This is a genomic window from Rhizobium sp. BK376, from assembly GCF_004341625.1.
GTDB lineage: Bacteria > Pseudomonadota > Alphaproteobacteria > Rhizobiales > Rhizobiaceae > Rhizobium.
The window spans coordinates 20,431-44,269 of the sequence record NZ_SLZG01000027.1 but is presented as its reverse complement, the minus strand read 5'-3'; the positions used below and the strand labels follow the sequence as shown (position 1 = coordinate 44,269).

The 23,839-nt window shown below is 58.7% G+C and carries 27 protein-coding genes and 1 pseudogene; 11 read left to right on the top strand and 17 right to left on the bottom strand.

Annotated elements, in window-relative coordinates; all coding sequences use genetic code 11:
* Positions 1-382: 382 nt before the first annotated feature.
* Positions 383-733, bottom strand: a complete 351-nt coding sequence (locus tag EV561_RS31645) for a hypothetical protein (RefSeq protein WP_132527876.1) — start codon at positions 731-733, stop codon at positions 383-385.
* A 243-nt stretch (positions 734-976) separates the two neighbouring features.
* On the opposite strand from EV561_RS31645, the gene EV561_RS31640 reads away from it, so the two are divergent.
* Both EV561_RS31640 and EV561_RS38125 read left to right on the top strand, forming a co-directional pair.
* A complete protein-coding gene (locus EV561_RS31640; RefSeq protein ID WP_245513121.1) occupies positions 977-1,570 on the top strand; it encodes a DUF3455 domain-containing protein in 594 nt (197 codons plus the stop codon).
* A gap of 105 nt (positions 1,571-1,675) precedes the next feature.
* Positions 1,676-1,825, top strand: a pseudogene (locus tag EV561_RS38125) (IS630 family transposase); the annotation flags it as partial.
* A gap of 131 nt (positions 1,826-1,956) precedes the next feature.
* Here EV561_RS38125 and EV561_RS31635 read toward each other — a convergent pair.
* The 5 genes from EV561_RS31635 to EV561_RS31615 are packed head-to-tail and all read right to left on the bottom strand — an operon-like array spanning position 1,957 to position 6,234.
* Positions 1,957-2,382, bottom strand: a complete 426-nt coding sequence (locus EV561_RS31635; protein ID WP_165927990.1) for a DUF2177 family protein — start codon at positions 2,380-2,382, stop codon at positions 1,957-1,959.
* A gap of 20 nt (positions 2,383-2,402) precedes the next feature.
* Positions 2,403-2,756, bottom strand: a complete 354-nt coding sequence (locus EV561_RS31630; RefSeq protein ID WP_132527892.1) for a DUF2147 domain-containing protein — start codon at positions 2,754-2,756, stop codon at positions 2,403-2,405.
* A gap of 13 nt (positions 2,757-2,769) precedes the next feature.
* A complete protein-coding gene (locus EV561_RS31625) occupies positions 2,770-4,041 on the bottom strand; it encodes a cyclopropane-fatty-acyl-phospholipid synthase family protein (protein ID WP_132527874.1) in 1,272 nt (423 codons plus the stop codon).
* A gap of 4 nt (positions 4,042-4,045) precedes the next feature.
* Positions 4,046-4,861 (bottom strand): DUF1365 family protein, encoded by an 816-nt coding sequence (locus EV561_RS31620; RefSeq protein ID WP_132527873.1) that lies wholly within the window; start codon positions 4,859-4,861, stop codon positions 4,046-4,048.
* Positions 4,858-6,234, bottom strand: a complete 1,377-nt coding sequence (locus EV561_RS31615) for an NAD(P)/FAD-dependent oxidoreductase (RefSeq protein WP_132527872.1) — start codon at positions 6,232-6,234, stop codon at positions 4,858-4,860. Before EV561_RS31615 ends, EV561_RS31620 begins: the two co-directional genes overlap by 4 nt.
* Before the next feature lie 185 nt (positions 6,235-6,419).
* Between EV561_RS31615 and EV561_RS31610 the strand changes: the two genes are divergently transcribed.
* The 5 genes from EV561_RS31610 (at position 6,420) to EV561_RS31590 (ending at position 9,838) form a co-directional block, all read left to right on the top strand.
* Positions 6,420-7,220 (top strand): DUF1295 domain-containing protein, encoded by an 801-nt coding sequence (locus tag EV561_RS31610; RefSeq protein ID WP_132527871.1) that lies wholly within the window; start codon positions 6,420-6,422, stop codon positions 7,218-7,220.
* A gap of 2 nt (positions 7,221-7,222) precedes the next feature.
* Positions 7,223-8,251, top strand: coding sequence for a cyclopropane-fatty-acyl-phospholipid synthase family protein (locus tag EV561_RS31605; RefSeq protein WP_132527870.1), 1,029 nt, complete (start codon positions 7,223-7,225; stop codon positions 8,249-8,251).
* A 44-nt stretch (positions 8,252-8,295) separates the two neighbouring features.
* On the top strand, positions 8,296-8,790 hold the full coding sequence (locus EV561_RS31600; RefSeq protein WP_348633765.1) for a hypothetical protein: 495 nt from the start codon (positions 8,296-8,298) through the stop codon (positions 8,788-8,790).
* A gap of 42 nt (positions 8,791-8,832) precedes the next feature.
* Positions 8,833-9,360, top strand: coding sequence for a lipocalin family protein (locus tag EV561_RS31595; protein ID WP_132527890.1), 528 nt, complete (start codon positions 8,833-8,835; stop codon positions 9,358-9,360).
* Positions 9,361-9,523: 163 nt separating this feature from the next.
* Entirely contained in the window at positions 9,524-9,838 is a 315-nt protein-coding gene (locus EV561_RS31590) for a DUF982 domain-containing protein (RefSeq protein ID WP_132527869.1), read from the top strand.
* Positions 9,839-10,179: 341 nt separating this feature from the next.
* Here EV561_RS31590 and EV561_RS31580 read toward each other — a convergent pair whose 3' ends face one another.
* The 4 genes from EV561_RS31580 to EV561_RS31565 form a co-directional block, all read right to left on the bottom strand.
* On the bottom strand, positions 10,180-10,491 hold the full coding sequence (locus EV561_RS31580; protein WP_132527868.1) for a type II toxin-antitoxin system RelE/ParE family toxin: 312 nt from the start codon (positions 10,489-10,491) through the stop codon (positions 10,180-10,182).
* Complete coding sequence (locus tag EV561_RS31575; RefSeq protein WP_132527867.1) at positions 10,488-10,739, bottom strand: antitoxin; 252 nt, start codon at positions 10,737-10,739, stop codon at positions 10,488-10,490. Before EV561_RS31575 ends, EV561_RS31580 begins: the two co-directional genes overlap by 4 nt.
* 189 nt (positions 10,740-10,928) lie before the next feature.
* Positions 10,929-11,570, bottom strand: a complete 642-nt coding sequence (locus tag EV561_RS31570; protein WP_132527866.1) for an NrsF family protein — start codon at positions 11,568-11,570, stop codon at positions 10,929-10,931.
* Complete coding sequence (locus EV561_RS31565; RefSeq protein WP_132527865.1) at positions 11,557-12,111, bottom strand: sigma-70 family RNA polymerase sigma factor; 555 nt, start codon at positions 12,109-12,111, stop codon at positions 11,557-11,559. Before EV561_RS31565 ends, EV561_RS31570 begins: the two co-directional genes overlap by 14 nt.
* A gap of 256 nt (positions 12,112-12,367) precedes the next feature.
* On the opposite strand from EV561_RS31565, the gene EV561_RS31560 reads away from it, so the two are divergent.
* Positions 12,368-12,979 (top strand): hypothetical protein, encoded by a 612-nt coding sequence (locus tag EV561_RS31560; protein ID WP_132527864.1) that lies wholly within the window; start codon positions 12,368-12,370, stop codon positions 12,977-12,979.
* Between the two features lie 385 nt (positions 12,980-13,364).
* Positions 13,365-13,754, top strand: coding sequence for a RidA family protein (locus EV561_RS31555; RefSeq protein WP_132527863.1), 390 nt, complete (start codon positions 13,365-13,367; stop codon positions 13,752-13,754).
* A 16-nt stretch (positions 13,755-13,770) separates the two neighbouring features.
* Here EV561_RS31555 and EV561_RS31550 read toward each other — a convergent pair whose 3' ends face one another.
* The 6 genes from EV561_RS31550 to EV561_RS31525 all read right to left on the bottom strand — a co-directional run bounded on the left by EV561_RS31550 (position 13,771) and on the right by EV561_RS31525 (position 19,933).
* Positions 13,771-14,352 (bottom strand): NAD(P)H-dependent oxidoreductase, encoded by a 582-nt coding sequence (locus tag EV561_RS31550; protein ID WP_132527862.1) that lies wholly within the window; start codon positions 14,350-14,352, stop codon positions 13,771-13,773.
* The gene (locus tag EV561_RS31545; protein ID WP_132527861.1) at positions 14,349-15,758 is read right to left on the bottom strand and encodes an FAD-binding oxidoreductase; all 1,410 of its coding nucleotides are present in this window, start codon (positions 15,756-15,758) and stop codon (positions 14,349-14,351) included. The genes EV561_RS31550 and EV561_RS31545 overlap by 4 nt, the downstream gene beginning before the upstream one ends.
* Complete coding sequence (locus tag EV561_RS31540; protein WP_132527860.1) at positions 15,751-17,073, bottom strand: cytosine deaminase; 1,323 nt, start codon at positions 17,071-17,073, stop codon at positions 15,751-15,753. Before EV561_RS31540 ends, EV561_RS31545 begins: the two co-directional genes overlap by 8 nt.
* On the bottom strand, positions 17,073-17,903 hold the full coding sequence (locus EV561_RS31535) for an ABC transporter permease (RefSeq protein WP_132527859.1): 831 nt from the start codon (positions 17,901-17,903) through the stop codon (positions 17,073-17,075). The genes EV561_RS31540 and EV561_RS31535 overlap by 1 nt, the downstream gene beginning before the upstream one ends.
* Positions 17,903-18,727: an ABC transporter ATP-binding protein gene (locus tag EV561_RS31530; protein ID WP_132527858.1), complete on the bottom strand. Its 825-nt coding sequence runs from the start codon at positions 18,725-18,727 to the stop codon at positions 17,903-17,905. The genes EV561_RS31535 and EV561_RS31530 overlap by 1 nt, the downstream gene beginning before the upstream one ends.
* A gap of 189 nt (positions 18,728-18,916) precedes the next feature.
* Positions 18,917-19,933, bottom strand: a complete 1,017-nt coding sequence (locus EV561_RS31525; RefSeq protein ID WP_132527857.1) for an ABC transporter substrate-binding protein — start codon at positions 19,931-19,933, stop codon at positions 18,917-18,919.
* 184 nt (positions 19,934-20,117) lie between these two features.
* Between EV561_RS31525 and EV561_RS31520 the strand changes: the two genes are divergently transcribed.
* Entirely contained in the window at positions 20,118-21,086 is a 969-nt protein-coding gene (locus EV561_RS31520; RefSeq protein WP_132527856.1) for a LysR substrate-binding domain-containing protein, read from the top strand.
* Here EV561_RS31520 and EV561_RS31515 read toward each other — a convergent pair.
* Entirely contained in the window at positions 21,074-21,871 is a 798-nt protein-coding gene (locus tag EV561_RS31515) for a creatininase family protein (RefSeq protein WP_132527855.1), read from the bottom strand. The two genes, EV561_RS31520 and EV561_RS31515, sit on opposite strands and share 13 nt — an antisense overlap.
* Before the next feature lie 505 nt (positions 21,872-22,376).
* Between EV561_RS31515 and EV561_RS31510 the strand changes: the two genes are divergently transcribed.
* Positions 22,377-23,387 (top strand): alpha/beta fold hydrolase, encoded by a 1,011-nt coding sequence (locus tag EV561_RS31510; protein ID WP_132527854.1) that lies wholly within the window; start codon positions 22,377-22,379, stop codon positions 23,385-23,387.
* The last annotated feature ends 452 nt before the right edge of the window (positions 23,388-23,839 follow it).

Here is a 23,839-nt window from a genome sequence, read left to right as displayed (position 1 = left end):
CATCGCCCGCGCGGTCTGGCGCTACTTTGGTTCCCTCCCGGTCCGCTCGCAGCGGCGTTGTGGAGTGCGAGCTGGTCAAGGCTGCCCAGCCGATGTTCATTGAAAGCCGCTCTGTGATCTTTTCTAACTTCAGGTATGAGCCGGTGAGTAGGGTTTCGGCGGGATTATCCAATCTGCCATGATGCCTCAGAGCGGTCCGAAGCAATTAAGCGGGTCGTCGGTTCACGATGGTCCTTGGATCCAGCGCCATGTGAAAGAGGGCGCTCATTGCGATAGTTGATGAGCGCTCGATCACTTGCTAAATCGGCGCAGCCGAAGGCCGAAGCCTCCTATGAGCGAACCGCTACGTCTACAATATTTCCCCTTCTGAAGGCGCGCCGCATCAGTTGCAGACGCGGACGCTTTCCACGTGATAGCCGTTGTCATACTGGTCTTGGACCGTTTGACGCTGATACCAGCAATGCGGCGAAGGCGTGTAATAGCGAGGGCCGCTGTTTTCGATAGCGGTACCGATAAGACCACCAACCAGGCCAGCGGCAATGCCCCCGGCAACCAGGCCGCCGTAATCACGGTGATAATGGTGGTGCCACTCAGGCGAAGGGCCGCCCCAGCCGCGATTATCATGCCAGGGCCGACCATAGAATTCCTGCGCGCTGGCAGCGCCAGGGGTCAGTGACAGCGGTGCGACAACCGCAGCGAAGACGAGCGTTGAAAGAACAATTTTCCTGAACATTGTCGTGCTCCAGAAACCGGGTCGGATCAGCGCGCAATGCAAGGATCACTCCGGAATTGGTAACCATTATGGTCCTTGTCGCTGAATGCGGTCTGAACCACTTCTTCAGGCTTCTGACAGGTTTGGCTGTTCGCAAATGGATGACCTGCGCGTCAAATCTTTTTGTGGGCCGTGAATAAAAACGCGCGAGGATCGTTCACTCCCTGAAACGACATGAAACTTCACTCCAAGGGAAAAGATGAGATGACGCGATATCATCAACACGGCCGATCTGAGGTTGTGGCGACGCGCAGGAGGCAGATTCAGCGCCAGCGTGTGAAGGACTTGCTGGTCCCCACCGCGATCTATGGAACGATGGCGCTCGTTGCAGCCTTCATGTTCGGTTCGGCTTTCGGCGCCAGAGCAGCCGCGCTTGCCAATGGCATCGCGGCCGACGGCGCCAAGGTGGTCGCGACCGTACATGGTGAGGGTGCGCAGATCTATCAGTGCCGGGCAAATAACGCTGGCGAATTGCGCTGGCAGTTTCGCGAGCCCGTCGCGACGCTCATCTCCAATGATAAGACGGTCCGGCGCCATTTCGCCGGTCCGTCCTGGGAGTTGGCCGACGGCTCGCGGATCGAGGGAAAGGTGGCGGCACAGGCGCCGGGAGCAACGGAGAAGGACATTCCGGTTCTGCGGCTCGACGTCGTTGCACATGCCGGTGACGGGATTCTTTCCAAGGTCGATACGGTTCAACGGCTCAACACCAGGGGCGGCGTCTTTGCGGGCGCGTGCCAGAGCGCCGGCAGTCTGTATGCCGAGCCATACAGCGCCGACTATGTGTTTCTCAGCCATTGACGAATTTCGGGTCGGACCATTGCTATCGCCTGAGATCTAGACTGCGCAGTTGCCGCCGCGTCAACCGCACTTGTCTCCGAAGACACAGTGTCGCGATCTGAGTGGGAGGCGCGGCGGATCTTGCGACGTTTGGAGTTCCCCTATACGTTCCGGCATGCAAGTTGGCTTAACATGGCCCTGACCGAGATCGGCATCATGCGCCGACAATGTCTTGACCAGCGCATCGACAACTGCAACCGGCTTGAACGTGAGGTTCAGGTGTGAGTAGGCGTTGCGCAGTGACCCCGGTCGTCCCAACGAAAACAATCGTTTATCGTGCCGATCGGCATCGGAACCCTATGCCGATTCACAAAGGAGCATCAGCTGTCGCCTGACGGACCCTAAGTTTACGGTGCCCGAAGGCCTTTTCCGCCGACGATATGGGCGCTGATCCAGGAGCCCACTCCAGCGGCAACCGCAGACAGAAAAGTGCCCCAGCAGAGATCGGCGATCGTGAGGATGGTCGACCAGTTCTTGAGGGTCGCCTGGTTCGTCAGGTCATAAGTTGCATAGGCCGTAAAACCGAGAACAGCGCCGAAGAGAACAGCCATGCGCCACGCCCCCGACAAGAGGCCCGGCCTCACGGCAAGGAAGACGAGACCCGCTGCATAGACCAGATAGAAAGCGATGGCGGGCACCGGCCGAGCGTCCGATATCAACATGTCGCCCATGACGGGCCTATAGAGGCGATCCGCCATGCCGCTGAGCCAAATGGCGTCCAAGCCGCCCAACGTTGACAGTGTCGAGATATAGGCGACGACATAGGCTTTCACGGATACCTCGTATCGCGGCGTCAATTGATGCGCATCCATTCGACGCCCTTGCACAGCAGACCGACAACCACACAGCCCTTCGTCGTCATCCGATCGCCATCGACCGTGACTGTGAGCTTATAGGTCAAGTCGCGCTGGGGATCGAAGGCTGTCCCTGCATAAGTTCCTTTCGAAGCCGGCTTGATGGACATGACGAGCTTGTCACCCTCCTTTTCGCTCGGCGTTCCCGGCTTGATCCAGGTGTTGATGGCGCAGATATCCGAACCACAAGGGCCGATCCTGACTTTCGCGTTTCCGTCGCCACGCGCCCATTGCCCGTCGATGTCCGCGGCGGCGGCAGTTCCCACCATGCCAAGAGTAAAGGCGGCGATCATACAGATGCTCAATCTATTCATGCCATGTCTCCCTGTTTACCTGCCCACATTGGTCATCATGCTCGAGCGTGTAGAGCCCGACATTGATGGTCCCCTCCTCGAAGCCGGCCTCGCAATAGCAGAAGTAGTAGTGCCACAGACGCCTGAACCGCTCGTCGAAACCAAGCGCACCAATAGCGGGCCAATTTGCCTGAAAGCGCGTCCTCCATTCTGCTAATGTCCGGGCATAGGATCGTCCGAAATGCTCGGTTGCGGTGATCCTGAGCCCAACCGCCGCGGCGGATGCCGAAAGTGCGGCATCGGACGGCAAGAAACCTCCCGGGAAGATGTACTTCTGAATAAAATCGGTGGTGCTGCGATAGGTTGCAAAGCGCTTTTCTTCGATAGAGATGATCTGGAGAACGGCTCGGCCGCCGGGCTTCAAGCAGCGTTTCAGCGTCTCAAAGTAACCTGGCCAATAGGCCTCACCCACTGCCTCGAACATTTCGATCGAAACGATGCGATCGAATTGCCCGTGCAGGTCGCGATAATCCCGAAGGTCCAGATCGATCTGCCCTGACACCTCGGAAGCCTCGATGGCATGCCGTGCCCAGTCGAGCTGGGCGGGTGACAGGGTGATTCCCGTCACGATCGCATCCCATTTCTCGGCAAGGTGAAGCGCCAGGGCACCCCAACCGCAGCCAATTTCCAGCACGCTTTCTCCGCCAGACAGCTGGAGTTTTTCTGCGATTGTTTCGAGCTTCTTGCGCTGGGCTGCCTCGAGTGTCGGCGTCGTCTGATCGAAAATTGCGGAGGAATAGAGCATCGATGGATCGAGCCATTCCTTATAGAAGGCATTGCCGAGATCGTAATGTGCTTCGATGTTGCGTCGGCTGCCACGTTTCGTATTGGCGTTCAGAAGATGCTTGGCGCGGTTCAATAGTCGCATCGGTAAGCCGCCCTCTATCGCGGGCGCCAGCGCCTCACTGTTCGTGGCGGCAAAGCGAATGACTGCGGTCAGATCGGAGGTGGTCCAGTCACCCTCGATGAAGCCTTCGGCAAAGCCGATGTCACCGGCAGCGATGACACGACGCAACATCCGCCAGCTCCGGACATCAATCGCGGCTTCGGGACCATGCTGCCGACCACGCTTTTCGATCATCTGACCGGACGGGAGCACAATTCGCAACCGACCGTAGCCAATACCACCGAATAGACGATCGATGACTTTTCCAGCCCAGCCGAGCCGATCAGAAGCCTTCGACAGATCGAGGGGGGCGCGGGAAAATTCGTCAAGCGAGCTCATGCGACTAACCATTTCTTTCGAGAGATGTGCGGGGTGTTGCGGACGATGGTACAACCGAGACGGGCGCTTCTGGTGGGCGTGGGCGCGTCCGCAGCCGGATCCCCTTCATCCTGATTTTCAGCGCCTCCCAATAGATGCCTGCGACAACCTTGAGTGCAAGAAGCGGGATGGAGAGGAAGGCGTGCAACAATGCCTGGTCGGTCAGCGCGATCCGTCTGGCGAGGTGACGGGCCGTTAGAACGAGACCGTCCCTATCGAAGGTATCGATATGGACGGAGAGTGTATCGGCCGGAGCAAGCACCCGGAATTTGTAATGCAGATCCATATCCATGAAAGGCGATACGAAAAACGCTTTGTCGCAGCATTGGACGATCTCGGCTCCATCCATGTGCTCCACCGGGATCATGTAGGCGTGCCGTTCACCGAACGTGTTGTCGACCTCCCAGAGGATGGCTCGGACGCCGGCGTTCTGACCGTAGCAAAAGAAAATGCTGAGCGGATTGAAGGCAAAGCCGAGAACGCGCGGCATGGTGACAAGGCGTATCGGGCCGCCGTCCGGTTCAAGGCCGCATTCCAACATTGAGCGCTCAACCTGGCTGCGCAGGTCTGGACCCGAACGATCACCGCGATCTCTTCGATGGAACGAGAAAAGATTGAAGCGATCGACCGAAAAGAGGCGAAGGCGCCGGTCGAGCTCACCAAGTTCGTCGAGATCGAGCAGAAGAGAAAAAATGCGATAGGCCAGACGATGGTGTTTCGGCCGGTGGCGAACATGCGTGACATGCCCTGGGAAGAGGCCTGAGTGAAGGTGCTTCGTCATGCCATGATCTCGAGTTCTCCGGGGATGCCGAGGTTGCGGATCACCGGTTTGCGCACAATGCGGGCGCTTTCCTGCGCCACCTGCCAGGGCCTGCGCATTCCGCCGAGATCCTCCGCTACGGCCAGCCCGGCTTGTATGCCGTCTTCATGGAAGCCAGATCCAAAATGGGCGCCGCAGAACCAGGTATTGCTTACGCCTTGAAGCGACCAGAGTTCCTGTTGTGCCCGATCGGTACCAAGGTCAAAGACGGGATGCTCGTAGACCTCGCGTCGAACAACGGTTTCAGGGCGAGGTGCGCGTTGAGGATTGAGCGTGACGAAGGTCGGCGGCGCGTCGCCCAAGGGCTGCAGCCGGTTCATCCAATAGGTGATCGATGGATGAACCGGTCCGAGGTCACGTGTGTCGGCAACGTAGTTCCAGCTCGACCATGCGGCCCTTCTTTTCGGCATCAGCGCCATATCGCTGTGGAGCACCGCCTCATTTCGGCAGTAGCGGAAAGCTCCGAGAATACGCCTTTCCTCGGTGCTCGCATCGGCCAGCATTCGCAACGCCTGATCCGCGTGGGTTGCGATGACGACATCGTCGAACAAATGCCGGCCGTCATGCACGTCATTGATCTCGACATGGTCGGCCGCACGACGGATCGTCTTTATAGGCGTCGATAGCCGTATGTGATCGGAGAACCCGGCAGTCATCCGCGCCACATATTCGCGGCTGCCGCCGCGCACCGTGCGCCAGATTGGTCGATTCCACAGTTCAAGCAGACCGTGGTTGCAGCAAAACCTGATGAAATTGGCGGCGGGATAGGCGCCGACCTGTATCGCCGGCGTCGACCAGATCGCCGCCGCCATCGGGTAGAGATGGTCATCGCGGAACGCCTGGCTATAGCCGCCGCGTGTCAGGTAGTCATCGAGAGAGAGGGAGCCCATGCCAGGTAGATCCCCCGGCGCCTGGCGGTAGAACCGCAAGATGTCGCGCATCATTGACCAGAAGCGTCGACTGACGAGGTTGGATTTTTGCGCAAACAGCCCGAGGCTCGTGCCTCCGGAATATTCGAAGGCGCCGTCATCCAGCGAGACCGCAAAGGACATGTCCGAGGGAGATGTCGGGACCTCAAGCACACGAAACAGCGCGCTGAGATTGGGATATGTGACCTCGTTATAGACAATGAAGCCTGTGTCGACCGAGATCGAGCGGCCGGCGCTTTCGAATTCAACCGTGTTGCTGTGTCCTCCCAGTCGATCGGCCGCTTCAAAAACCGTCACATCATGTTGGTTCGACAAAAGCCAGGCAGCGGAAAGCCCGGAGATGCCACTGCCGATCACGGCGATGTTCAGGCGCCGGCCGCCTGCATTGCGATCTCGATAAGCCATGCACGACCTCTCTTAGTGACGGCAACAAGCTGTCTTTCTCGTGAGCATGTACGGGCGGGCGGGACGACTAGTTTCAAGGAGCGGTCGTTTTTCAAGTTTTTATTGGAAAGCTTGAAACTACCTCGGAGCTTCCATCGTAGAGGTGTCGAGGCGCGCAGGAGGCATGCCCAAACAAGAGCGGATGCATGGACCTGCCTTTTCTCATCATCATTGCGGCGTGGCTATCAGTGGCCATGGTTGGCGCCTGGGGCGTGCAGCGCGTGTCGGGCGCGAGCGGATGGATCGACACCATCTGGTCCTTCGCGGTCGGGTCTGGAGGAATTCTGTCGGTGCTTTTCGCCAGCGGTACGCCCGATCGCCGCGTTGCCATCGGAATCCTCGTCGCGGCCTGGGCGCTTCGGCTCGGCGGCCACATCGGCGTACGCACCAGAGGCAGGGGAGAGGATCCACGCTATGCGAGACTGATGGAAGGATGGGGGAAAGATGCCGCCTGGCGGCTTCTTCTGTTGCTGCAGGTCCAGGCATTGGCGGCCTTTATTCTCGTGCTTGCTGTCTATCTCGCCGCAACGCGCGTCGCGAATTTTCCCCGCGTTATCGACCTTGTCGCGATTTTCTTTGCGATCACAGGCTTGATTGGAGAAGCGATATCCGACGCCCAGCTCGGCCGCTTCCGAAAAACGCCACAGGCAAAGACCGAGATCTGCGAGATCGGCTTCTGGCGTTATTCTCGCCACCCCAATTATTTCTTCGAATGGCTTTTCTGGTGCAGCTGGCCAGCCATGGCGATTTCCCCGTCGGGCTGGAGTTGGTTATCGCTTCTCGCTCCGGCCATGATGTACTGGCTGCTCGTTCACGTCTCCGGTCTTCCGCCGCTCGAAGAACACATGCTGCGTTCGCGCGGCGAAAAATTTCGCGCGTTGCAGGGCCGCATCAACGCCTTCTTCCCTGGACCCCGTAAATCATCAACTCGTCATCAAGGACAGTAGCCATGAACATGCTGGCATTCGCCATCAACACTGCAGAGCGCGTGCCGCTGACCGACGCCATGACACTCGCCGGCATAGACTTCCTTTGCGGTCGCAGCAAACATCGATTGGCGACGACCCCGATGGAAACTGAGGCGGCTTTCGTGGACGCAATGTCCCGGTTTCCGATCGCCACTCACACGAATGAGGCAAACCGGCAACATTACGAGGTGCCAGCCGCATTCTTTGCGCTGACACTCGGCGCCCGCCGCAAATACTCCTGCTGCCTTTATCCAACGGAAACGACCACGCTCGATCAGGCCGAGATCCATGCGCTCGCAGAAGCGGTCAAGCACATGGCCATCGAAGATGGCATGAATATTCTCGAACTCGGCTGCGGCTGGGGGTCGCTTTCCCTTTATCTGGCGCAGCAGTTCCCGAATTCGCGCATCACCTCGGTCTCGAACTCGGCCTCGCAGCGGGCATATATACTCGACCTTGCAACCACACGCGGATTGACGAACCTGTCGGTTGTGACAGCCGATATGAACGATTTCTCGACCGGCGAGCGCTACGACCGCGTCGTCTCCGTTGAAATGTTCGAGCACATGGCGAACTGGCGTGGACTGCTCGAACATGTCCGAAGCTGGTTGAAGCCGGACGGCAGATTGTTCCTGCATGTCTTCACGCACAAGAACCGGTCATATCGCTTCGATCATAATGATCCTGCCGACTGGATTGCCCATCATTTCTTCACCGGCGGCATCATGCCGGCCCACGACCTACCGCATCGCTTCGCCGATCTTTTTCAGGTCGAGCAGGAATGGCGCTGGTCGGGCGCGCACTACCGCCGTACCGCACTCGATTGGCTTGAGAACTTCGATAGCGAGATCGACCGGATCAGACCGATTTTTGCCGAGGTCTACGGCAGGGATGCCACACTTTGGCAGCGTCGGTGGCGCTTGTTCTTTCTGGCGACGGCAGGCCTGTTCGGGCACGACGGCGGGGAAGTCTGGGGTATAGGGCATTATCTGATGGCGCCGATTTCCTGATGTCGGCCGCATCTGATACGCCGGATCCGCTTACCCGGGCGAGCGTGACGATCGCCTGGGTGATCTTTGTCAACAAGCCGATCTATCCGCTGTACGTCTGGTATCTGGTCGGCAATGGGGTGATGGCTTCGCTTGGCACATTAGTAGCCGCGCCCTTCTTTCTGGCGATCCCCTATGTCGCCAGGCGTTCGGGTCCTGCGGCCCGGATCATGCTGCCCCTCATCGGCGCGTTCGATACGCTGTTTGAGACCAAGCTGTTCGGACAAGGCTCGGGAACGCAATTGTTTTTTGCCGCTTGCATCATGCTGGCGGCCGTCTCGTTTCATCCGGACGAGAAATGGTGGCAACGAGGCGTCGCGATCATCGTCTTCGCTACCTTTGCGCTGTCACGGATCTATCTGGGTACGCCGCTGCATGTCTGGAGCAACGACGATCTTGGCGTTCTTCTCAACTTGAACAGCTTTGCTTTGGCATGCCTGACGACCTTCATCGCGCTGCGCTTCGCCGGTCAGGGCCGGCGATGGGCCCTGCAAGGGTAGCGTTTTCGCGAGGATACGGTTTAGAAAACGAGGTACATGAATATGCGAAATATCTTCAACTATGGCGCTACTGGAGTGCTTCTTCTCACGTCGCTCCTTGCGGCTACGAGTGCGCTTGCCGAGCCCAGGGTCGTCTCCGTTGGACAGCACCATTACCGCGGAACGTGGTTGGAAATCGCCAGGCATCCGATGTGGCTGACGAATGGCTGCGTTGCCGGCTATTCCACCTATAAGCGCGGCAAGGTGCCAGGCGAGATCACGGTCGAGGACGGATGCCGGGTTGGAACGCCAAAGGGGCGCTTGAAGACCGTACATGGTGTGGGCCGGATCGTCGATTTCGGGAAAACCAACGCGAAAATGCACGTCCAATACGCGTGGCTCATCAATTTCAACTACTGGGTCCTGTATGAGGCTCCAGACAAGTCATGGTTTATCAGCGCCGATCCCAACATGACCAAGCTGTGGATCTATGCACGAGCTGTCCCGTCAAAAGCGAAGCTGAGGACGATGGTTCGCAAAGTCAGCCAACTCGGCTACGACGTTCGCAAGCTCGAGTTCCCCGCCCAATAACGATGGGTCTCATCCATCCTTGAATACATCGCAGATTGGTCTGTTTGAAAAATCACCTGCTTCTTTAGTGGCGCACACTACGTCGACGATCAAGTTCCCGTGATCGCTGAAACTGTCACCGCCTGCGTCTCGTAGATCAGAGCACGCCAAGGAGAATAGTGAGATGGAATCGTTTATCAGGCTGAACGTGATGGACAACCAATATCGCGTATCGAGCATCCCTGCGGAATGGGGACTGCCGGTGGTCATCGAACTCGGCGGCCATAGAAACCTCTTGAGCGTTACGAGCGCGCTCGAGGCTGCAAGCTGTCTCTTGGACGACTGGCCATTAGATGGGAGCGAGGCCATGGAAAACGCTCTGGAAGTTTGTTTTGCAGCCTGTAAAGGGCGCGCGCGGCCGGAGGAGGCACGCCTCGCTTTCCTGCAAGCGGTTAACGAGGCGGAGTTCCGCGTCAGGCCTCATTTCGGGGGACATTGATTTGGAAAACAGACCGAATAGGGTTAACCGGGGTTATCCGTCACATTGCTCGAGGTGGCGCGCGAGCACGGGCCGTTTACGGTCGCGGAGGCTGCCCGGATCACCGATTGCACGCCGTCACACCATCAAGGATCATCCCAAGGGACTCGTGGATCAAGGGCACCTCATCCTGCACGGTGCCGGTCGCGGCGCCTGGTACCTGCTTTCCTGATGAATCGGAATGTCAGGCCCATCCGAAAGGGTTTAGCCCTGGAGGTATTTGAACTGGCGATCCCTTTTAACCACATGATAACAATGCTTTATTGACCTTGCGCCCAAGCGATCTCGCCTTCGTGCGAAAATCATTCGTCTAGACGACCGGCCAAACGCTTCATAAGATCCATTCGTTCATGAAAAATCGCCACGATCAAGGCGGGCGAAACCTTTCGAAACAGGCAAAAGACGAAGTGATGTTCGCATCTCGCCATCCGTAACGAAGGGTGAAGCTCGCTCATATCCTTGAAAGGACATTTGCCCTCGGCAAGGTTTGCGATACCTCGCTCCAAAGCTGAGACGTAGCGGCGTACCTGGGCGGCACTCCATTGAGCACGTGTGTAGCGGATTACCGAACGCAGATCCGATTCCGCCTCTGCGGTAAGAATGTAGGCCGTCAAGCACGGTCCTCGGCAATCTCCTCATCAAGGATCTCACCTACGGTTTTGGTCGACAGTTTTCCGGCGAGCCCGTCATTGATGCGCGTGTTCATCAACGTCTTCAACTCCTCCCAAGCTCGTTCTCCATCAGCGTCACCGGGAAAGAGGCGCTCAAGTGCATACTGCTTGATTGTCTTGCCCTGCAAAGCAGCGAGTGCCTTTAGGCTTTGATGTTGCTGGTCCGTTATATCAATCGTCAATCGGCTCATCCAACTTGTTCCTAAACTGAGAAAACTCACATTACCACATATGTGGTTATGTGGCCACTGCCGCAATACTCCGACGTTCCCAGCGTCGCCTAGACATCTCCTATCTCGAAGAAGATGCCGACCCGCTGTCCGGCTCTCGTAACGAATCGAACCGTCTTCACCTTGCACGCACATCGGAGTTGAAGTGATCTACCAGTGGAGGATCAATTTGCCGACTAACGTTCCCAGCAGTCCGCTCAGCAAGACCCCCAGCGTGTACCAGATTGCGATGAACGGCATGCCATTCTCGATACAGGCCAGCGAATATACCCATCCGCCAATAGCACCACCGCATGCGCCTGCGACGAAGCCAGCGATCCCGGGATCCATTGGAGCCGCGCGACGGAGAAACCACATATTGGCAACAAAGGCCGGAAGGCCGAAGGCAAGGATGAGGAATGGGCAGAATGACGCCGAATATCCGAATATCAGTCCCAGGTAGGATGTCACCGGAGACGTGCCTATCTGGGCGAGGGATAGCAGCAGCATGATCGAGAACGCCACGACCGACACCCGGACGAGCGCGACGATTGATCCTTCCGGTCGTGCAACGCGGTCGAGCGCAACGATGGTCACTGCCATCAGGCTCGCAGTATAGAGGAACTTCACCCAAAAGGCGGCGACGGTGACGTGATGCAGGTGCGGACGAAAGGGCAATGATGTGAGCAATGCGACAACCGCACCCGTTATACCCAGAACGATGACACAGGCAAGCCGTAGCCGCAACGCTTGACGGCCTATCGGGGCAAGATCGCTCACCAGCGTCTCGATGAGATCATCAATTTTCGTCATTGGCAAAGCCCAGTTTCCGTCCTAGCGCGCGCATTCCCCGGTGAATACTGACACGCACCATCGCTTCCGATTCCCCCGTCTCGATCGCCGCCTCTGCAGTGGTTTTTCCGACGATCTTGACCTGCCGCAGGAGGTCCCTCTGTTTGGCGGGCAATTGACCAAGAAGCCGATCGACGTCCAGATGCGCAAACAAGGCCTCTTCGCGAAATTCGGCGGCAATATCGTCTCCCAACACGATTTCGATGCCGCCTCTCCCCGTGGCTCGCAAATGGTCGATCAGCTTGTACTTCGCAATTCTGAAGAACCATGCGGTGAACGGCTTCTCCCGATCATAGGTAATCCGCCGGCTATGGAGTGCCAAAAGCACCTCCTGGACCAGATCCTCTCCATCTCGTTCGGCATTTGATCCGAGGCGCTTGCGGTAAAAGCCCAAAAGCAGATCCCTTAGGATGAAGAGCAAACGCCTGTAAGCTGCTTCATCGCCGTCGAGCGATAAAAGCATCAGACCCTTCAGAACCTGTTCCGATACCGGTTTAGTCATCCACTGACGATCATTCGCTGTTCGGCGTGACTTGTTACATACAGGGCGAGATTTTTTCCCCATCTACCGATCACATCCGCGTGACCTGTGTAACGGATACAGGCCGGTGCCGAATGATGTAACGGATTGCAGGTCGACCGGTGGCGCCGATGAGGCGCCTATCCCAAGGACCCACCTTCCAATGCGATCCCCACACACGCTGTGCCCTTGGCCAGTTGGGAACTATGCATCAGGAGAATGAAAGATGGAGAAAAGAATGTCGCTATCAAACCTGAAAACCGCAGGAGTCGCCCTGGCGCTCAGCGCTCTGGCCACGGTGTCCGCGCATGCCGCCGACAAGGCTCGTGTCCGCGGTATCGTCGAAAGTCTCAGCGGCGATACACTGATGGTCAAGTCGCGCGAAGGCAAGGACGTGACGATTGCGTTGAAGTCCGGATGGGCCGTTAACGGCATCGTCAAAGCCTCCGTCACGGATATCAAGCCCGGCGACTTCGTCGGTATTGCGTCCGTGCCGACCGACTCCGGTGTCAATGGTGCGCTTGAAGTTCTCATCTTCCCGGCCGCAATGAAGGGCACCGGCGAGGGCGATTACGGCTGGGATTTGAAGCCGAAAAGCTCGATGACCAATGCGACGGTTGCGAGCGCGGTCACGTCGGTCAACGGCCCGACCCTGACGCTCACCTACAAGGGCGGCGAGAAGAAGATTTCGATCCCACCGGGAACGCCGGTCGTCACCCTCGGCAACGCGACCAAGGACGACATCAAGGCGGGTGCGGGCGTCATCATCAACGGCACGACGACCGGCGACAACATGGTCGAAACCGATAGGGTTCTGGTCGGCATAGACGGTGTAATTCCGCCGATGTGAGGCAGATGCAATCAAGAGATCTTGATGCGCCCGGTTGCCAATTGCATCCGGGCAATCATCGCCCGTGGCGATAGAGTTGAATTCCATACTAGATCCATCCCAATTGCCGTTTCGCGATGACCCACGATTGATTCGAAATGACTAAATAGTTCATAAGCTTGTTTCTGCGGAACAGGGTCACCGTCAGGCAGAAAGAAGGGTCAAATAAAGACGGGATTCACCAGTTTGAAATGTATCGCCTCCTCCCTCTTGTTCGCTGGCCGCCTTCGCATCCAATGTTCTCAATTCTAATGCCAGAGCCTGGCAAAGCGATCGCAATTGCCGCATCAGGGCCAAGATCAACAGCGTGCCATTCCGAGAACTTCATGCATAACGAGATCGCCCGATGAAACAGACCTTCAATCCGCCCTCGGTTCGCCGTCCGTTCGGCAATTACAATCATGGCCTCCTCGTGCCACCCGGCGCCAGCTTGCTGGTAACGTCGGGCCAGCTCGGCATCGATCTCGAAGATGCGGTGCCGGCGGATGTGACGGCTCAGGCGGAACTTTGTTTCGAGGCAATCAAGGCGATTCTCGCCGAAGCCGACATGAGCTTCGCCGACGTCATCCGGATTTCCGGCTTTGTCACCCGCCGCGAGGATTTCCCGGCCTATATGGCCGTCAGGGATCGCTACACGCTCGATCCGAAGCCGGTTTCGACACTCATCGTCGTCGGCGGTTTCACGCGGGCGGAGTTTCTTGTCGAGGTGGAAGTCACCGCAGCCAAGGTGTTCTGAGCTATCAAGTCGCGGGTCAGAAGCGTTCCATCTGGCTTTTGACCCGGGCGAGAAAGCGCTTGCGTGTCTCTTCGGTCGAACGGTTCATGTCGTAGTGGGCGAGAAAAGTCACGGGCGCGAACGGCTTGATCTGAGCGCGAATAACGCGCTTGACGATCTTCTTCGGTGGATTGCCGGCGACAAAGGCGCGGAAGGGATCGGCGCCGTAGGTCAGTACCGCGGCGACCTTGCGGATATGCTGCAGCTTCGACTTCACCTTACCGTTTACCAACTCGAACGTGACCCCCGGTAGCCAAACGCGATCGAAATAACCTTTCAGGATGGCCGGAAAGCCGAAATTCCAGACCGGCGTGCAGATGACGAGTGCCTCGGCTCTCTGCAGTCGCTCCACATGGGGCTTCACCAGTTCGGTATTGTCCGGGTAGTCGTGGTAGATCAGCCGATCGTGGCGCGAAAGGACAGGATCGAAGCCCTCCGCGTAGAGATTACAGTCATCCACTTCATGACCAGCCTGTCTAAGGCTTTCATTCGTCTGCCTGTGCAACGCGGCTCCGTAGCTTTCCTCGACCGGATGCGAGTGGAGAACCAGAACCCTCATGAAGCCTCCATGAGTGCAGCAAGGCCCGGGAAAAGATAGTTCCTGCCGGCGCTGAAGTCGAAATTCGGATTGTCCCAGGCGATCATCTTGCCCGGATTGAGCAAGCCCTTGGGGTCGGTCTCCTTCTTGAAAGCGAGCTGGACCTTGTCCGTCTGCTTCATGCCGCCTTCTTCCAGCGTATAGCGGTGCGGATTGAAAATCGCGCAGCCATTGTCCTGATGGATCTTGATGATTTCCTCAAGCCGCTCCTCGGTCGTATAGCGTACGAGCGGCAGGCCCGAGCATTGGATCTGACCGTCGAATTTGATGAACTCGAGATGGCCAGGCACCTCATCACCAAAGATTTCCACCATCTTTGCGACCTTTGCCACATGGTCAGGACCAGGATATTGAACCTGCAGATAGGTGACGCCAGGGTCGATCTTCAGCGCACGCAGGGTTGTATGGTTCCAGGCGAGCTCATAAGCGTGCGGGATTCCCTTCATGCTCTCGACCTTGTCTGAACGGAAGGTGATTTCGCCCTTCTGCTGCCGGGTGAAGGCCAGGAACGGCTCCATGGAATGTGGCGCGATCATCAGCGCGACGATCGACTGTCCCTCGCGGATATAGGGTTTGTGGCGGGTAAAATAGTCGTAGGGGATGGGTGCTGCGATGGGCGCGATCTCCTTGACGAGAATGCCGTTGCACTTGGCGAGCCCGTCGGAGAAACGCACGGCATCCATGAAGTCGTCATAGCCGACGAGCACGTCCACCCAGTCATAGGCCGGTGCGAGCGGCATCTCGACCTCGACGATGATGCCGTTGGTGCCATAGGCATGGCTGACCTTGGTCAGATCCCAGCCGGTGAGGTCGAGCACGCGCGGCTCTGCCTCCATGGTGACGACGCGCAGGCGCAGGATGTTGCCGAGGTCGCGGAGCCCGCCCCAGGTGATCGAACCGACGCCGCCCGAGCCGCCGGCGATGAAACCGCCGATCGTCGCCGTCTGCGCCGTCGAGGGGTGGAAGCGCAGCTCCTGGCCAGAATGCGCCTTGGTCTGCTTGTCGAGTTCGGCAATGACGATGCCGGGTTCGCAGATGACGCGGCCGGGATGGATTTCCTTCACCTTGTTCATGGCTGCAAGGTTGAGCACGATGCCACCGGAAAGCGGCATGGCCTGACCGTAGTTGCCGGTGCCGGCGCCGCGCGGGGTGACGGGCACGTCGTGAGCATAGGCAACCTTCAGCGTCTCTATCACCTCCTCCAGAGTCTTCGGGGTGACGACGAGATCGGCGGTGACATTGTCGAGCTGGCGCTTCAATACAGGGGAATACCAATAGAAATCGCGGCTCTTCTGGCGCACCAGCGCCGGATTGTCCTCAACCGCGATACCGTCGAGTTCCTTCTTGATCTGCTGATAATCAGGCATTTGTGCCTCCAAAGATGCTGTCGAGTTCGCGATAGTCCGGCAGGCTCCGATCGATGACTTTACCCTTGCGCAAGACGATGCGGTCGGACTGCGGCCGGGAGAGGAATTCACTCCAGCGCCGCGCGCTGAAGAGCACGAGATCTGCCGGGCGGCCGGCGGCAATGCGGCCGATGTCCGTCCGGCCAAGTATCGAAGCTGGTGTGGTGGTGATGACGCGTGCGGCAGTGTCGATCGGATGATCGAGATGCAGGATGCGTACCGCCTCGCGGAAGACTTCGACCGGGTCGAGGTCGCCATAGGCGTAAAAGGGATCGCGCGTGTTGTCGGACGAGACGGCAGTCGGTACGCCGGCGGCGGCAAGCTCGTGGAACAGCGTCACGCCCCGCCAGCGAGGCGTGCGGCCAGGATGCCGATCCTGCAGATACATGTTGCACATGGGCAGCGACACGACCGAGAGCCCCGCCTTGGCGACGAGCTCGATGGTCTCCATCGCGACCTCCGGCTCCTGCTGGGCGAGCGAGCAGCAATGACCGACCGTCACCCTGCCTTCGAAGCGGTTGCGCAGAACCGCTTCGGCGATCGACTTCAGCGTCAGCACCTCCCGGTCGGCTGTTTCGTCGACATGCAGATCGATGTCGAGCCCGTTCTCGGAGGCGGCGCGCATCAGCTGATCAAGCTGGCCGTGAAGGGCAGGCGTCTTATGCGTCAGTCCGCCCAGCAGTCCGCCGGCATTACGGACGACGGAGACCAGATCCGCGAAATAGGCTTCGTCGGCCATGGCGTCGAGCGGGAAGAGGCAGGCCGCCTGCAGCGCGACGCGATCCTTCCAGTCCTCGCGGACCTCCTTGAATACTTCGAACGAAATGCGGTGTTGGGGCGCCAACGAGTCGAGATGTGTGCGAATCAGGCTGGTGCCGTGAGCATGGGCCGATCTCAGTGAGAATTCCATACGGGCGCGAACATCCGCCGCCGACCAGTTCGTCTCGCGGTCGGCTTTGACAGCCTCCAGCGCGCCTGGAAAACTGCCGTCGGGGTTGGCATGGCGCTCCCAGATATGACCCTTGTCGAGATGAGTATGCATATCCACAAAGGTCGGCCAGACCATGCCGTCTTTCATGTCTGCTCGCGCCAACTCGACCGGTGCCGATCCTGGCGGCAGGATATCGCGGATCAGTCCGTCGGCAATGACGATATCCGCTTTTAACAGGCCCTCCTTTGTCGGTGCTGCATAGCCGCTGAGGGTGATGGCCGGAATGGTGGCGTTGCTGAGCACGAAGCGCGCAGCGTTCGGCGGGGACATGAAGGGATAGGTCATCAGTTTTCCCGCTTGAGGCTGCTCTCGTGCCAGCGATGCAGGCTGAGCCACGAGATGAAGGAGGTGAGCGCAAAGATGGCGACGCCGAGCAGCGACAGCAGAAGCAGGGCGGCAAACAGGCGCGGTATATTCAGCCGGTACTGCGCCTCGAGCAAGCGGAAGGCGAGACCTGAGCCGGCACCCGCCGAACCCGCCGCAAACTCTGCGACGACCGCCGCAATCAGCGCGAGACCACCGCCGATCCTAAGGCCAGTCATGAAATAGGGCTGGGCGGCCGGCAACTTGAGATAAAGCAGGGTCTGCCAGCGTGACGCACCGTAGAGTTCGAAGAGGTTGAGCAGATTGTGATCGACGCTCTTCATGCCCTGCACCATGTTCGACAGGATCGGGAAGAAGGCGACGAGGAAGGCGCAGACCAATAGAGCGACCTGCGTCGACGGCGCGTAGATCAGGATCAGCGGCGAGATGGCGACGATCGGTGTTACCTGCAGGATGACCGCGATCGGATAGAAGGCGATTTCAATCCAGCGCGACTGGACGAGGAAGATCGCAAACCCCACGCCACCGACCAGCGCCAGCATCAGCGCCATGAAGGTGATCTTGGTGGTGACCCAGAGCGCGGGTGCCAGAATGCCCCAATCCTTGAACAGCGATGTGGCGACCGCCGCTGGTCCCGGCAGAATATAGGGCGGTACGCCCGAAATGATCACGGCGAGATACCAGATCAGAATCAGGACGGCGATGACCAGGATCGGGACGGCGATGCGCAATGCCGTCTCGGCATTGCGGCTGCGTGCCTTGGGAAGGACCGAGGCGTTACCCACGCTCATCAATGCTCCTCCCCACCCATGGCTTCGATCAGCGAATTGGAAACCTTCTCGCAGGCCTGCCGATATTCCTCGGAGGTACGATAATGGCCGTCGCGTTTGTGGCTGGTCACCAGTGGGAAATCTGCGTGCACCCGCCCGGGACGTGCCTTCATGACGACGATACGGTTGGAGAGGTAGGCGGATTCGAATACGGAATGGGTGACGAAGATCACGGTGATGCCCGTTTCCTTCCACAGCTTCAGTACGTCGTCATTGAGCTTCTGCCGGGTGATCTCATCGAGGGCCGCGAAGGGCTCGTCCATCAAAAGTAGTTTCGGCTTGGTCACGAGCGCTCGCGCGATCGACACGCGCATTTTCATACCGCCAGAAAGCTCGCGGGGATAGGCGTTGGCGAAATCCTGCAGGCCAACGGTCGCAAGCGCTTCCATGATTGCCGGTTTCGCCGCGCTTCTGGAGATGCGGCGCAGACGCAGTGGCAGGTAAACATTGTCGAAGACGGTCTTCCAGGGCAAAAGCGTCGGCTCCTGGAAGACGAAGCTGATATCGCCTTCCGGCAGGCCACGGGCATTGATGCGTGAGCTTGGCCAGTCGATGCGCCCGCTAGAGGTATCACCAAGCCCGGCGATGATGCGCAACGCCGTCGACTTGCCGCAGCCCGATGGGCCGAGCAGACTGATGAACTCGCCGTTTTCAACCGTCAGCGACATTCCCGACAATGCCAGCGTGCCGCTGGAAAACATCTTCGACACCTGCTCCATGACGACGAGGGGGCGTCTGCGAAGGTCGACCGGGGTTGGGGACACAGTGGGTTGGGTTGAGATCATCAAGCATCTTTTCGGTTGCTGTTTAAGGAGCGGTCGTCCCGGCCGCTGCTAATGCCGCCCCTCGCCCTAGCCCCCTTCCCCGAGGGAAGCGGGGAAGATGTCGCGCCCACTTCGCCTGTCGCACCAGGCGCCAATGGAGCAGATGGGTGCAGCTTTTGCCGTCTCCCCAGCCAGGAGAAGGAGATCTCCTTACTTCTTCAAGGTCATCCCCACACCCTTGCAGACAAACTGCGTGTCAAAGGCCTTCTTGTAATCGGTATCCGGCTGGAAGACCTTGATCTGCACCATCTGCTCAAAGAACTTCTTGTAATGGTCGTCCGTTATGCAGCCGATGCCTTTGGAGAGCGCGTCGCCGGAATCGGCGATGCCGTATTCCTTCATCTTGGCGATGGAATAGGCGATCTGGCCGTCGGTCATGTCAGGATTGTCCTTCTTGATCAGATCGTTGGCCGCTTTGTTGTCGCCGTAGAGATAGTTGTACCAGCCCTCGATCGAGGCGTTGACGAAGCGCTGCACGAGATCGGGCTTGTTGGCGACGGTCGAGACCTGGGCGGTGATCATCGTCGAATAGGCGAGATAGCCGTTGTCGGCGAGCAGGAAGACCTTTGGCTCCCAGCCGGTTTGCTTCTGGATCTCGTAGGGCTCCGAGGTCAGATAGCCCTGCTGGGCGGAATTCTTGTCGGCGATGAAGGGCGCGGAGGAGAAGTTGTACGGCTTGTACTGCTCGTCCTTGAAGCCGGAATAGTTCGCCTTCATCCATTGGAAGAAGTCGACATAGCCATCCTTGCTCAGGAAGATCGTAGGCACCTTGGCGAGATCCTCGAATTTGTCGACGCCGGCATCAGGATGGGCGATCAGCACCTGCGGGTTCTTCTGGAAGATCGCCGCGACATCGACGACCGGGATGCCCTGCTCGACGGCGGCAAGCTCTTCCTGCGGGCCGCCCATATAGAAGTCGATCTTGCCGGACACCAGAAGCGCGCTGTTGGCCGCGTTCGGCCCACCCTGCACGATGGTCACGTCGAGGCCGTATTTCTTGTAGGTGCCATCGGCGACAGCCTGGTAAAAGCCGCCATGTTCGGCCTCTGCCAGCCAGTTCGTGCCGTAGGTCACCTTGTCGAGCGCAGCGGCCGGCTGGGCAGCGGCGGTGGCCGCTATCATCCCCGCTGCGGCAAGAAATGCTTTGAACTTCAATGCATCGAACATGGCAGGCCGTTCCCTCTGGCGCTCTCGGATGCCGCCATCGGCACCCCTTTGGCCGCATTTGAGCGGTTGCCTTGCGCTTTGCAAAGCAGCAAAATTCGTGCGCAGTGATGCCTTTTTGGCATCTCGCGCCCGGCCTGTGCCTATTTTGTGCGGGCCGGCTAAGATTTGAGCAACGGGGAACGGCATGCTGCACTCACGCAGGCTTTTGTACATCAACGAGATCGCGCGCTCGGGCTCGATCCGCAAGGCGGCATCCCGCCTCAACGTCGCCTCCTCGGCGATCAACCGGCAGATCCTGGCGCTGGAAGAAGAGATGGGCGCACCGCTTTTCGAGCGCCTGCCACGTGGCTTGAGGCTGACGGCCGCCGGCGAACTCTGCATAGAGCACATCCGCGAGGTGCTGAAAAATTACGAGCGGCTGGAAGGCCGTATCCGTAGCCTGAAGACGCAGCAGGCCGGCAAGGTGCGCATCGTCACGACGGTTGGCCTTGCCTCAGGCCCCTTGCCTGAAATCATCGCACGGTTTCTGTCGGAACATCCGCGCGTCTTCATCCAGCTCCGCAACGATGCAGGCTCGACGACGGTGGCGCCCGTGCTCTCGGGCGAAGTCGATATCGGCTTGGGCTTTAACATTCCGGCGACGCCGGGCATTCGCACGCTTGGCACCTTCGACATTCCGATCGGCGTCGTGCTGCCGCCTGGCCATCCCCTGATCAGGCCGGGACCGATCAATCTCGCCGATGTCGTCGAGGAGAAGCTGGTTCTCGCCCAGCCCGGCACCAGCCTTCGTGAGGTCATCAACCTCGCCTTCTCGCGGTTGCCGGTTCCCGTCGAGCCTGTGCTTGAGACCAATGCTTCGGAGATGCTGAAGCAGCTCGTCAAATGCGGCACCGGGCTGACGCTACTCAACCCGCTCGACGTCATTACCGAATGCCGCCGCGGCGAACTTGTCTTCCGACCGATCGCGGAGCCGCATGCACGCCATCAGCCTATGAAGCTCGTTGCCCGTGCCCGCGCGCCGCTTGATGCAGCTACCAGCCTCTTCGTGGAGTATCTGCTCGCTGAATTACTCGGCCTTGTCCAGGAACTCGAAGCCAAGGGGCACATCCAGCCGGCCGCCGAGCGGCCTCGTGTCGAGGGCTATTTGACGTAGAGATTGGAGAGCGGATAGCGCTTCAGATCCTGCAGAAGCTCTACGAAGCCGGCGACCTGATGGCGGCAAATCAGCCCGCCCTTTTCCGCCGTGCCGGCCGAGGCATCGCCAACCACGCCGTTCGGATTGAGATCGTGGGCGATCCAGGCGAGTGAGTGCGGCGGCAGAGGCTGCAGGAAGCGCGATTGCTGTTTCATCCACTCCGCTTTCGAGGCGAAATTCTGCGCTTTCTCCATCCGCACCAGCTCGGGACGAAAAGCCAGCATCAGGGATGTCTCCACTTCGCCGCCATGGATGCCATATTGGTTCTCGTGCGAGCTGATCAACCCATCCGGCGTGCCGAAGCGGCTCCATTGCGTGCCGACGACGGCCATCTGGTAGCGTACGCGCAGTTCGCGGGCGACGATGCTCATGATGTCGACATTGCCGCCATGTGAATTGACGATCACCATCTTCCGGACGCCCGCCTCGGCCACCTTCTCGCCGATTGCCGTCCAGACCCCGATCAGCAATTCGGCACTCAGCGAAAGCGTGCCCGGACCATAGACATGCTCATTTGCCTTGCCGATTTCCTGGGTCGGCAGGACGAGAATGTCGAGATCGTCCGGGCGCTGCCGTTTCAGCTCCGACAACATGCCGTTGGCAATGGTCACATCGGTCGCGATCGGCAGATGCGGCCCGTGCTGTTCGGTCGAAGCGATCGGCAGGATGGCGATTGTGGTATCGGGCGAGAGGATAGTGAAATCGTGGGTATTCAACTCGTTCCAGTAAAATGGCGTCGCCATGGCCTTGTCCCTCTCGGTCTGTTCAAGACATGGATACGGCAAGGACGATCCGCGCGAAAAGCATCAATTTGTGCCCGTGCCGCTGCCTTTTTGCGTACATATTAAAGAACGCGTCGAGATGGAAAAATAACCTGCCAGCATCGTCTGCGGTGCCGGCTGCCTGGTTCGGATGAGCCCCAGGTGATCGCCTAGAATTGCGATCCTCTCAGATTTTGGGGCGGTCTGCCAAAGACGTTCTTGATGGGTTCGCAAAAGGCAATGATATCCGAGCTGATTCGTTTCGAGCCAAGTTCAAGAACAGTTCTTACTGCCATACGAAACAAGGAATATTGGCCGAAGCTGTCCAATTAACCTGCCATCGCCACCAGATTTGCTGCCACTTTACCGCGCAGGCTGGCCTGCCTCCATCCGATAATGACGTTGACAAAACCCACCCCGGATTTAGGTTTGGGGCGCGTCGAGCGGCGCTCGAAGGCAACGCACGCAGATCCCAGGAGAAAAGCCCATGACCATTGCGACTAAAACGGGCCTTTTCGAGCTCGGCGACCTTGCGCTGCAGTCGGGCGAAGTGCTGCGCCGCGCGAGCCTGAATTGGAAGACCTATGGTACGCTCTCGCCCGGCCGCGACAACGTCGTCGTCTTTCCCACCAGCTACAGCGCCCAGCACACCGATCAGGAATGGCAGATCGCGCCCGACAAGGTTCTTGATCCTACGCGCTGGTTTATCATAACGCCGGACATGTTCGGCAATGGGTTGTCGTCGAGCCCCTCCAATACGCCGGACTATCCGGACCTTGTGACGACCGCCGACAATGTTCGTGCCCAGAAGCGTTTGCTGGTGGAAGTGTTCGGAATCGAGCACATAGCCTGTGTCTACGGTTTCTCCATGGGAGCGCAACAGGCCTATCATTGGGCGGCGCTCTTTCCCGAAACCGTCGAGCGCGCCATCGTCGTGTGTGGCAGTGCCCGGACGGCGCCCCACAACAAGGTATTTCTGCTGTCGTTGCTCGCAACCCTCGAGGCGGCGCCGGAACACCTTGGCCGTGGCCGTTTTTCGGCAGAGCCCCGCGCGGCGCTGCGTGCCTTTGCCCGCATCTATGCCGGCTGGGCGATGAGCCAGGACTGGTACCGCGCCGGACTGCATTTGAGCAGCACGGATGCCGCGACGCTGGAGGATTTCCTCACCGACAGTTGGGAGCCGGGATTCTCCCGCAGGCCAGCCGCAGATCTATATGCCCAGGCCTGCACCTGGATCGCGTCCGACATCAGCGACAATGAGATGTACCGGGGCGACCTTGTGTCCGCGCTCAATGCGATACGCGCCCGCATGCTGCTCCTGCCAGGGCGAACCGATCTTTACTTCCCCGTTGCCGATAATGCTGCCGATATTCCCCATCTCGTCGACGCCGAGTTGCGGCCGATTCCTTCCATATGGGGCCATCGTGCCGGCAGTCCAAAAAACAACGAAGCCGATCTCGAGTTTCTGCGCCGCGCCGTAGAGGACTGGATGAAATAGTCCGAAGTCGACGTTGTGAGGTTGTCGCTTCGGAATTAAAAAGTTTCACTTTGAGTGGTGGAAAATTGTCGCGGGCGAAACGCTCGGCGCCGTACGCCCTGGGGGCAGTTTCCATGAAGTACCGGTCACCGGAGAATTGTTGGTATTACTAAGGACGGGTTTCCTACCTGCTTTCAGTTCAATGCTTCCTTCTGGCGCTGTCTTTCGACCACCGATTGATCGGACGCACAGCAAAAGTCACTCGATCGGTATAATGATCAACACTGCACACCCCAAAAGCATAAGGCCCATTTTCAAGGGACCGACCGCAGATCCAATCGCCAGCATGACAGCCAGCGTGATGAAGGAGCTAACGCGCACAACACGTTGAGATATTAAGACCAAGTATCCTTCGCTCGATAAGTTGTTGTCAGCTTCGCCCATAGAACAGACCTCTCAAAGAGTTTCTTGAT

Excerpts from the sequence above, each read along its gene's own strand:
- EV561_RS31645 (WP_132527876.1), bottom strand. The coding sequence starts at position 733 with ATGTTCAGGAAAATTGTTCTTTCAACGCTCGTCTTCGCTGCGGTTGTC.
- EV561_RS31640 (WP_245513121.1), top strand. The coding sequence starts at position 977 with ATGACGCGATATCATCAACACGGCCGATCTGAGGTTGTGGCGACGCGC.
- EV561_RS31630 (WP_132527892.1), bottom strand. The coding sequence starts at position 2,756 with ATGATCGCCGCCTTTACTCTTGGCATGGTGGGAACTGCCGCCGCCGCG.
- EV561_RS31625 (WP_132527874.1), bottom strand. The coding sequence starts at position 4,041 with ATGAGCTCGCTTGACGAATTTTCCCGCGCCCCCCTCGATCTGTCGAAG.
- EV561_RS31620 (WP_132527873.1), bottom strand. The coding sequence starts at position 4,861 with ATGACGAAGCACCTTCACTCAGGCCTCTTCCCAGGGCATGTCACGCAT.
- EV561_RS31615 (WP_132527872.1), bottom strand. The coding sequence starts at position 6,234 with ATGGCTTATCGAGATCGCAATGCAGGCGGCCGGCGCCTGAACATCGCC.
- EV561_RS31610 (WP_132527871.1), top strand. The coding sequence starts at position 6,420 with ATGGACCTGCCTTTTCTCATCATCATTGCGGCGTGGCTATCAGTGGCC.
- EV561_RS31605 (WP_132527870.1), top strand. The coding sequence starts at position 7,223 with ATGAACATGCTGGCATTCGCCATCAACACTGCAGAGCGCGTGCCGCTG.
- EV561_RS31595 (WP_132527890.1), top strand. The coding sequence starts at position 8,833 with ATGCGAAATATCTTCAACTATGGCGCTACTGGAGTGCTTCTTCTCACG.
- EV561_RS31590 (WP_132527869.1), top strand. The coding sequence starts at position 9,524 with ATGGAATCGTTTATCAGGCTGAACGTGATGGACAACCAATATCGCGTA.
- EV561_RS31575 (WP_132527867.1), bottom strand. The coding sequence starts at position 10,739 with ATGAGCCGATTGACGATTGATATAACGGACCAGCAACATCAAAGCCTA.
- EV561_RS31570 (WP_132527866.1), bottom strand. The coding sequence starts at position 11,570 with ATGACGAAAATTGATGATCTCATCGAGACGCTGGTGAGCGATCTTGCC.
- EV561_RS31565 (WP_132527865.1), bottom strand. The coding sequence starts at position 12,111 with ATGACTAAACCGGTATCGGAACAGGTTCTGAAGGGTCTGATGCTTTTA.
- EV561_RS31560 (WP_132527864.1), top strand. The coding sequence starts at position 12,368 with ATGTCGCTATCAAACCTGAAAACCGCAGGAGTCGCCCTGGCGCTCAGC.
- EV561_RS31555 (WP_132527863.1), top strand. The coding sequence starts at position 13,365 with ATGAAACAGACCTTCAATCCGCCCTCGGTTCGCCGTCCGTTCGGCAAT.
- EV561_RS31550 (WP_132527862.1), bottom strand. The coding sequence starts at position 14,352 with ATGAGGGTTCTGGTTCTCCACTCGCATCCGGTCGAGGAAAGCTACGGA.
- EV561_RS31545 (WP_132527861.1), bottom strand. The coding sequence starts at position 15,758 with ATGCCTGATTATCAGCAGATCAAGAAGGAACTCGACGGTATCGCGGTT.
- EV561_RS31540 (WP_132527860.1), bottom strand. The coding sequence starts at position 17,073 with ATGACCTATCCCTTCATGTCCCCGCCGAACGCTGCGCGCTTCGTGCTC.
- EV561_RS31535 (WP_132527859.1), bottom strand. The coding sequence starts at position 17,903 with ATGAGCGTGGGTAACGCCTCGGTCCTTCCCAAGGCACGCAGCCGCAAT.
- EV561_RS31530 (WP_132527858.1), bottom strand. The coding sequence starts at position 18,727 with ATGATCTCAACCCAACCCACTGTGTCCCCAACCCCGGTCGACCTTCGC.
- EV561_RS31525 (WP_132527857.1), bottom strand. The coding sequence starts at position 19,933 with ATGTTCGATGCATTGAAGTTCAAAGCATTTCTTGCCGCAGCGGGGATG.
- EV561_RS31520 (WP_132527856.1), top strand. The coding sequence starts at position 20,118 with ATGCTGCACTCACGCAGGCTTTTGTACATCAACGAGATCGCGCGCTCG.
- EV561_RS31515 (WP_132527855.1), bottom strand. The coding sequence starts at position 21,871 with ATGGCGACGCCATTTTACTGGAACGAGTTGAATACCCACGATTTCACT.
- EV561_RS31510 (WP_132527854.1), top strand. The coding sequence starts at position 22,377 with ATGACCATTGCGACTAAAACGGGCCTTTTCGAGCTCGGCGACCTTGCG.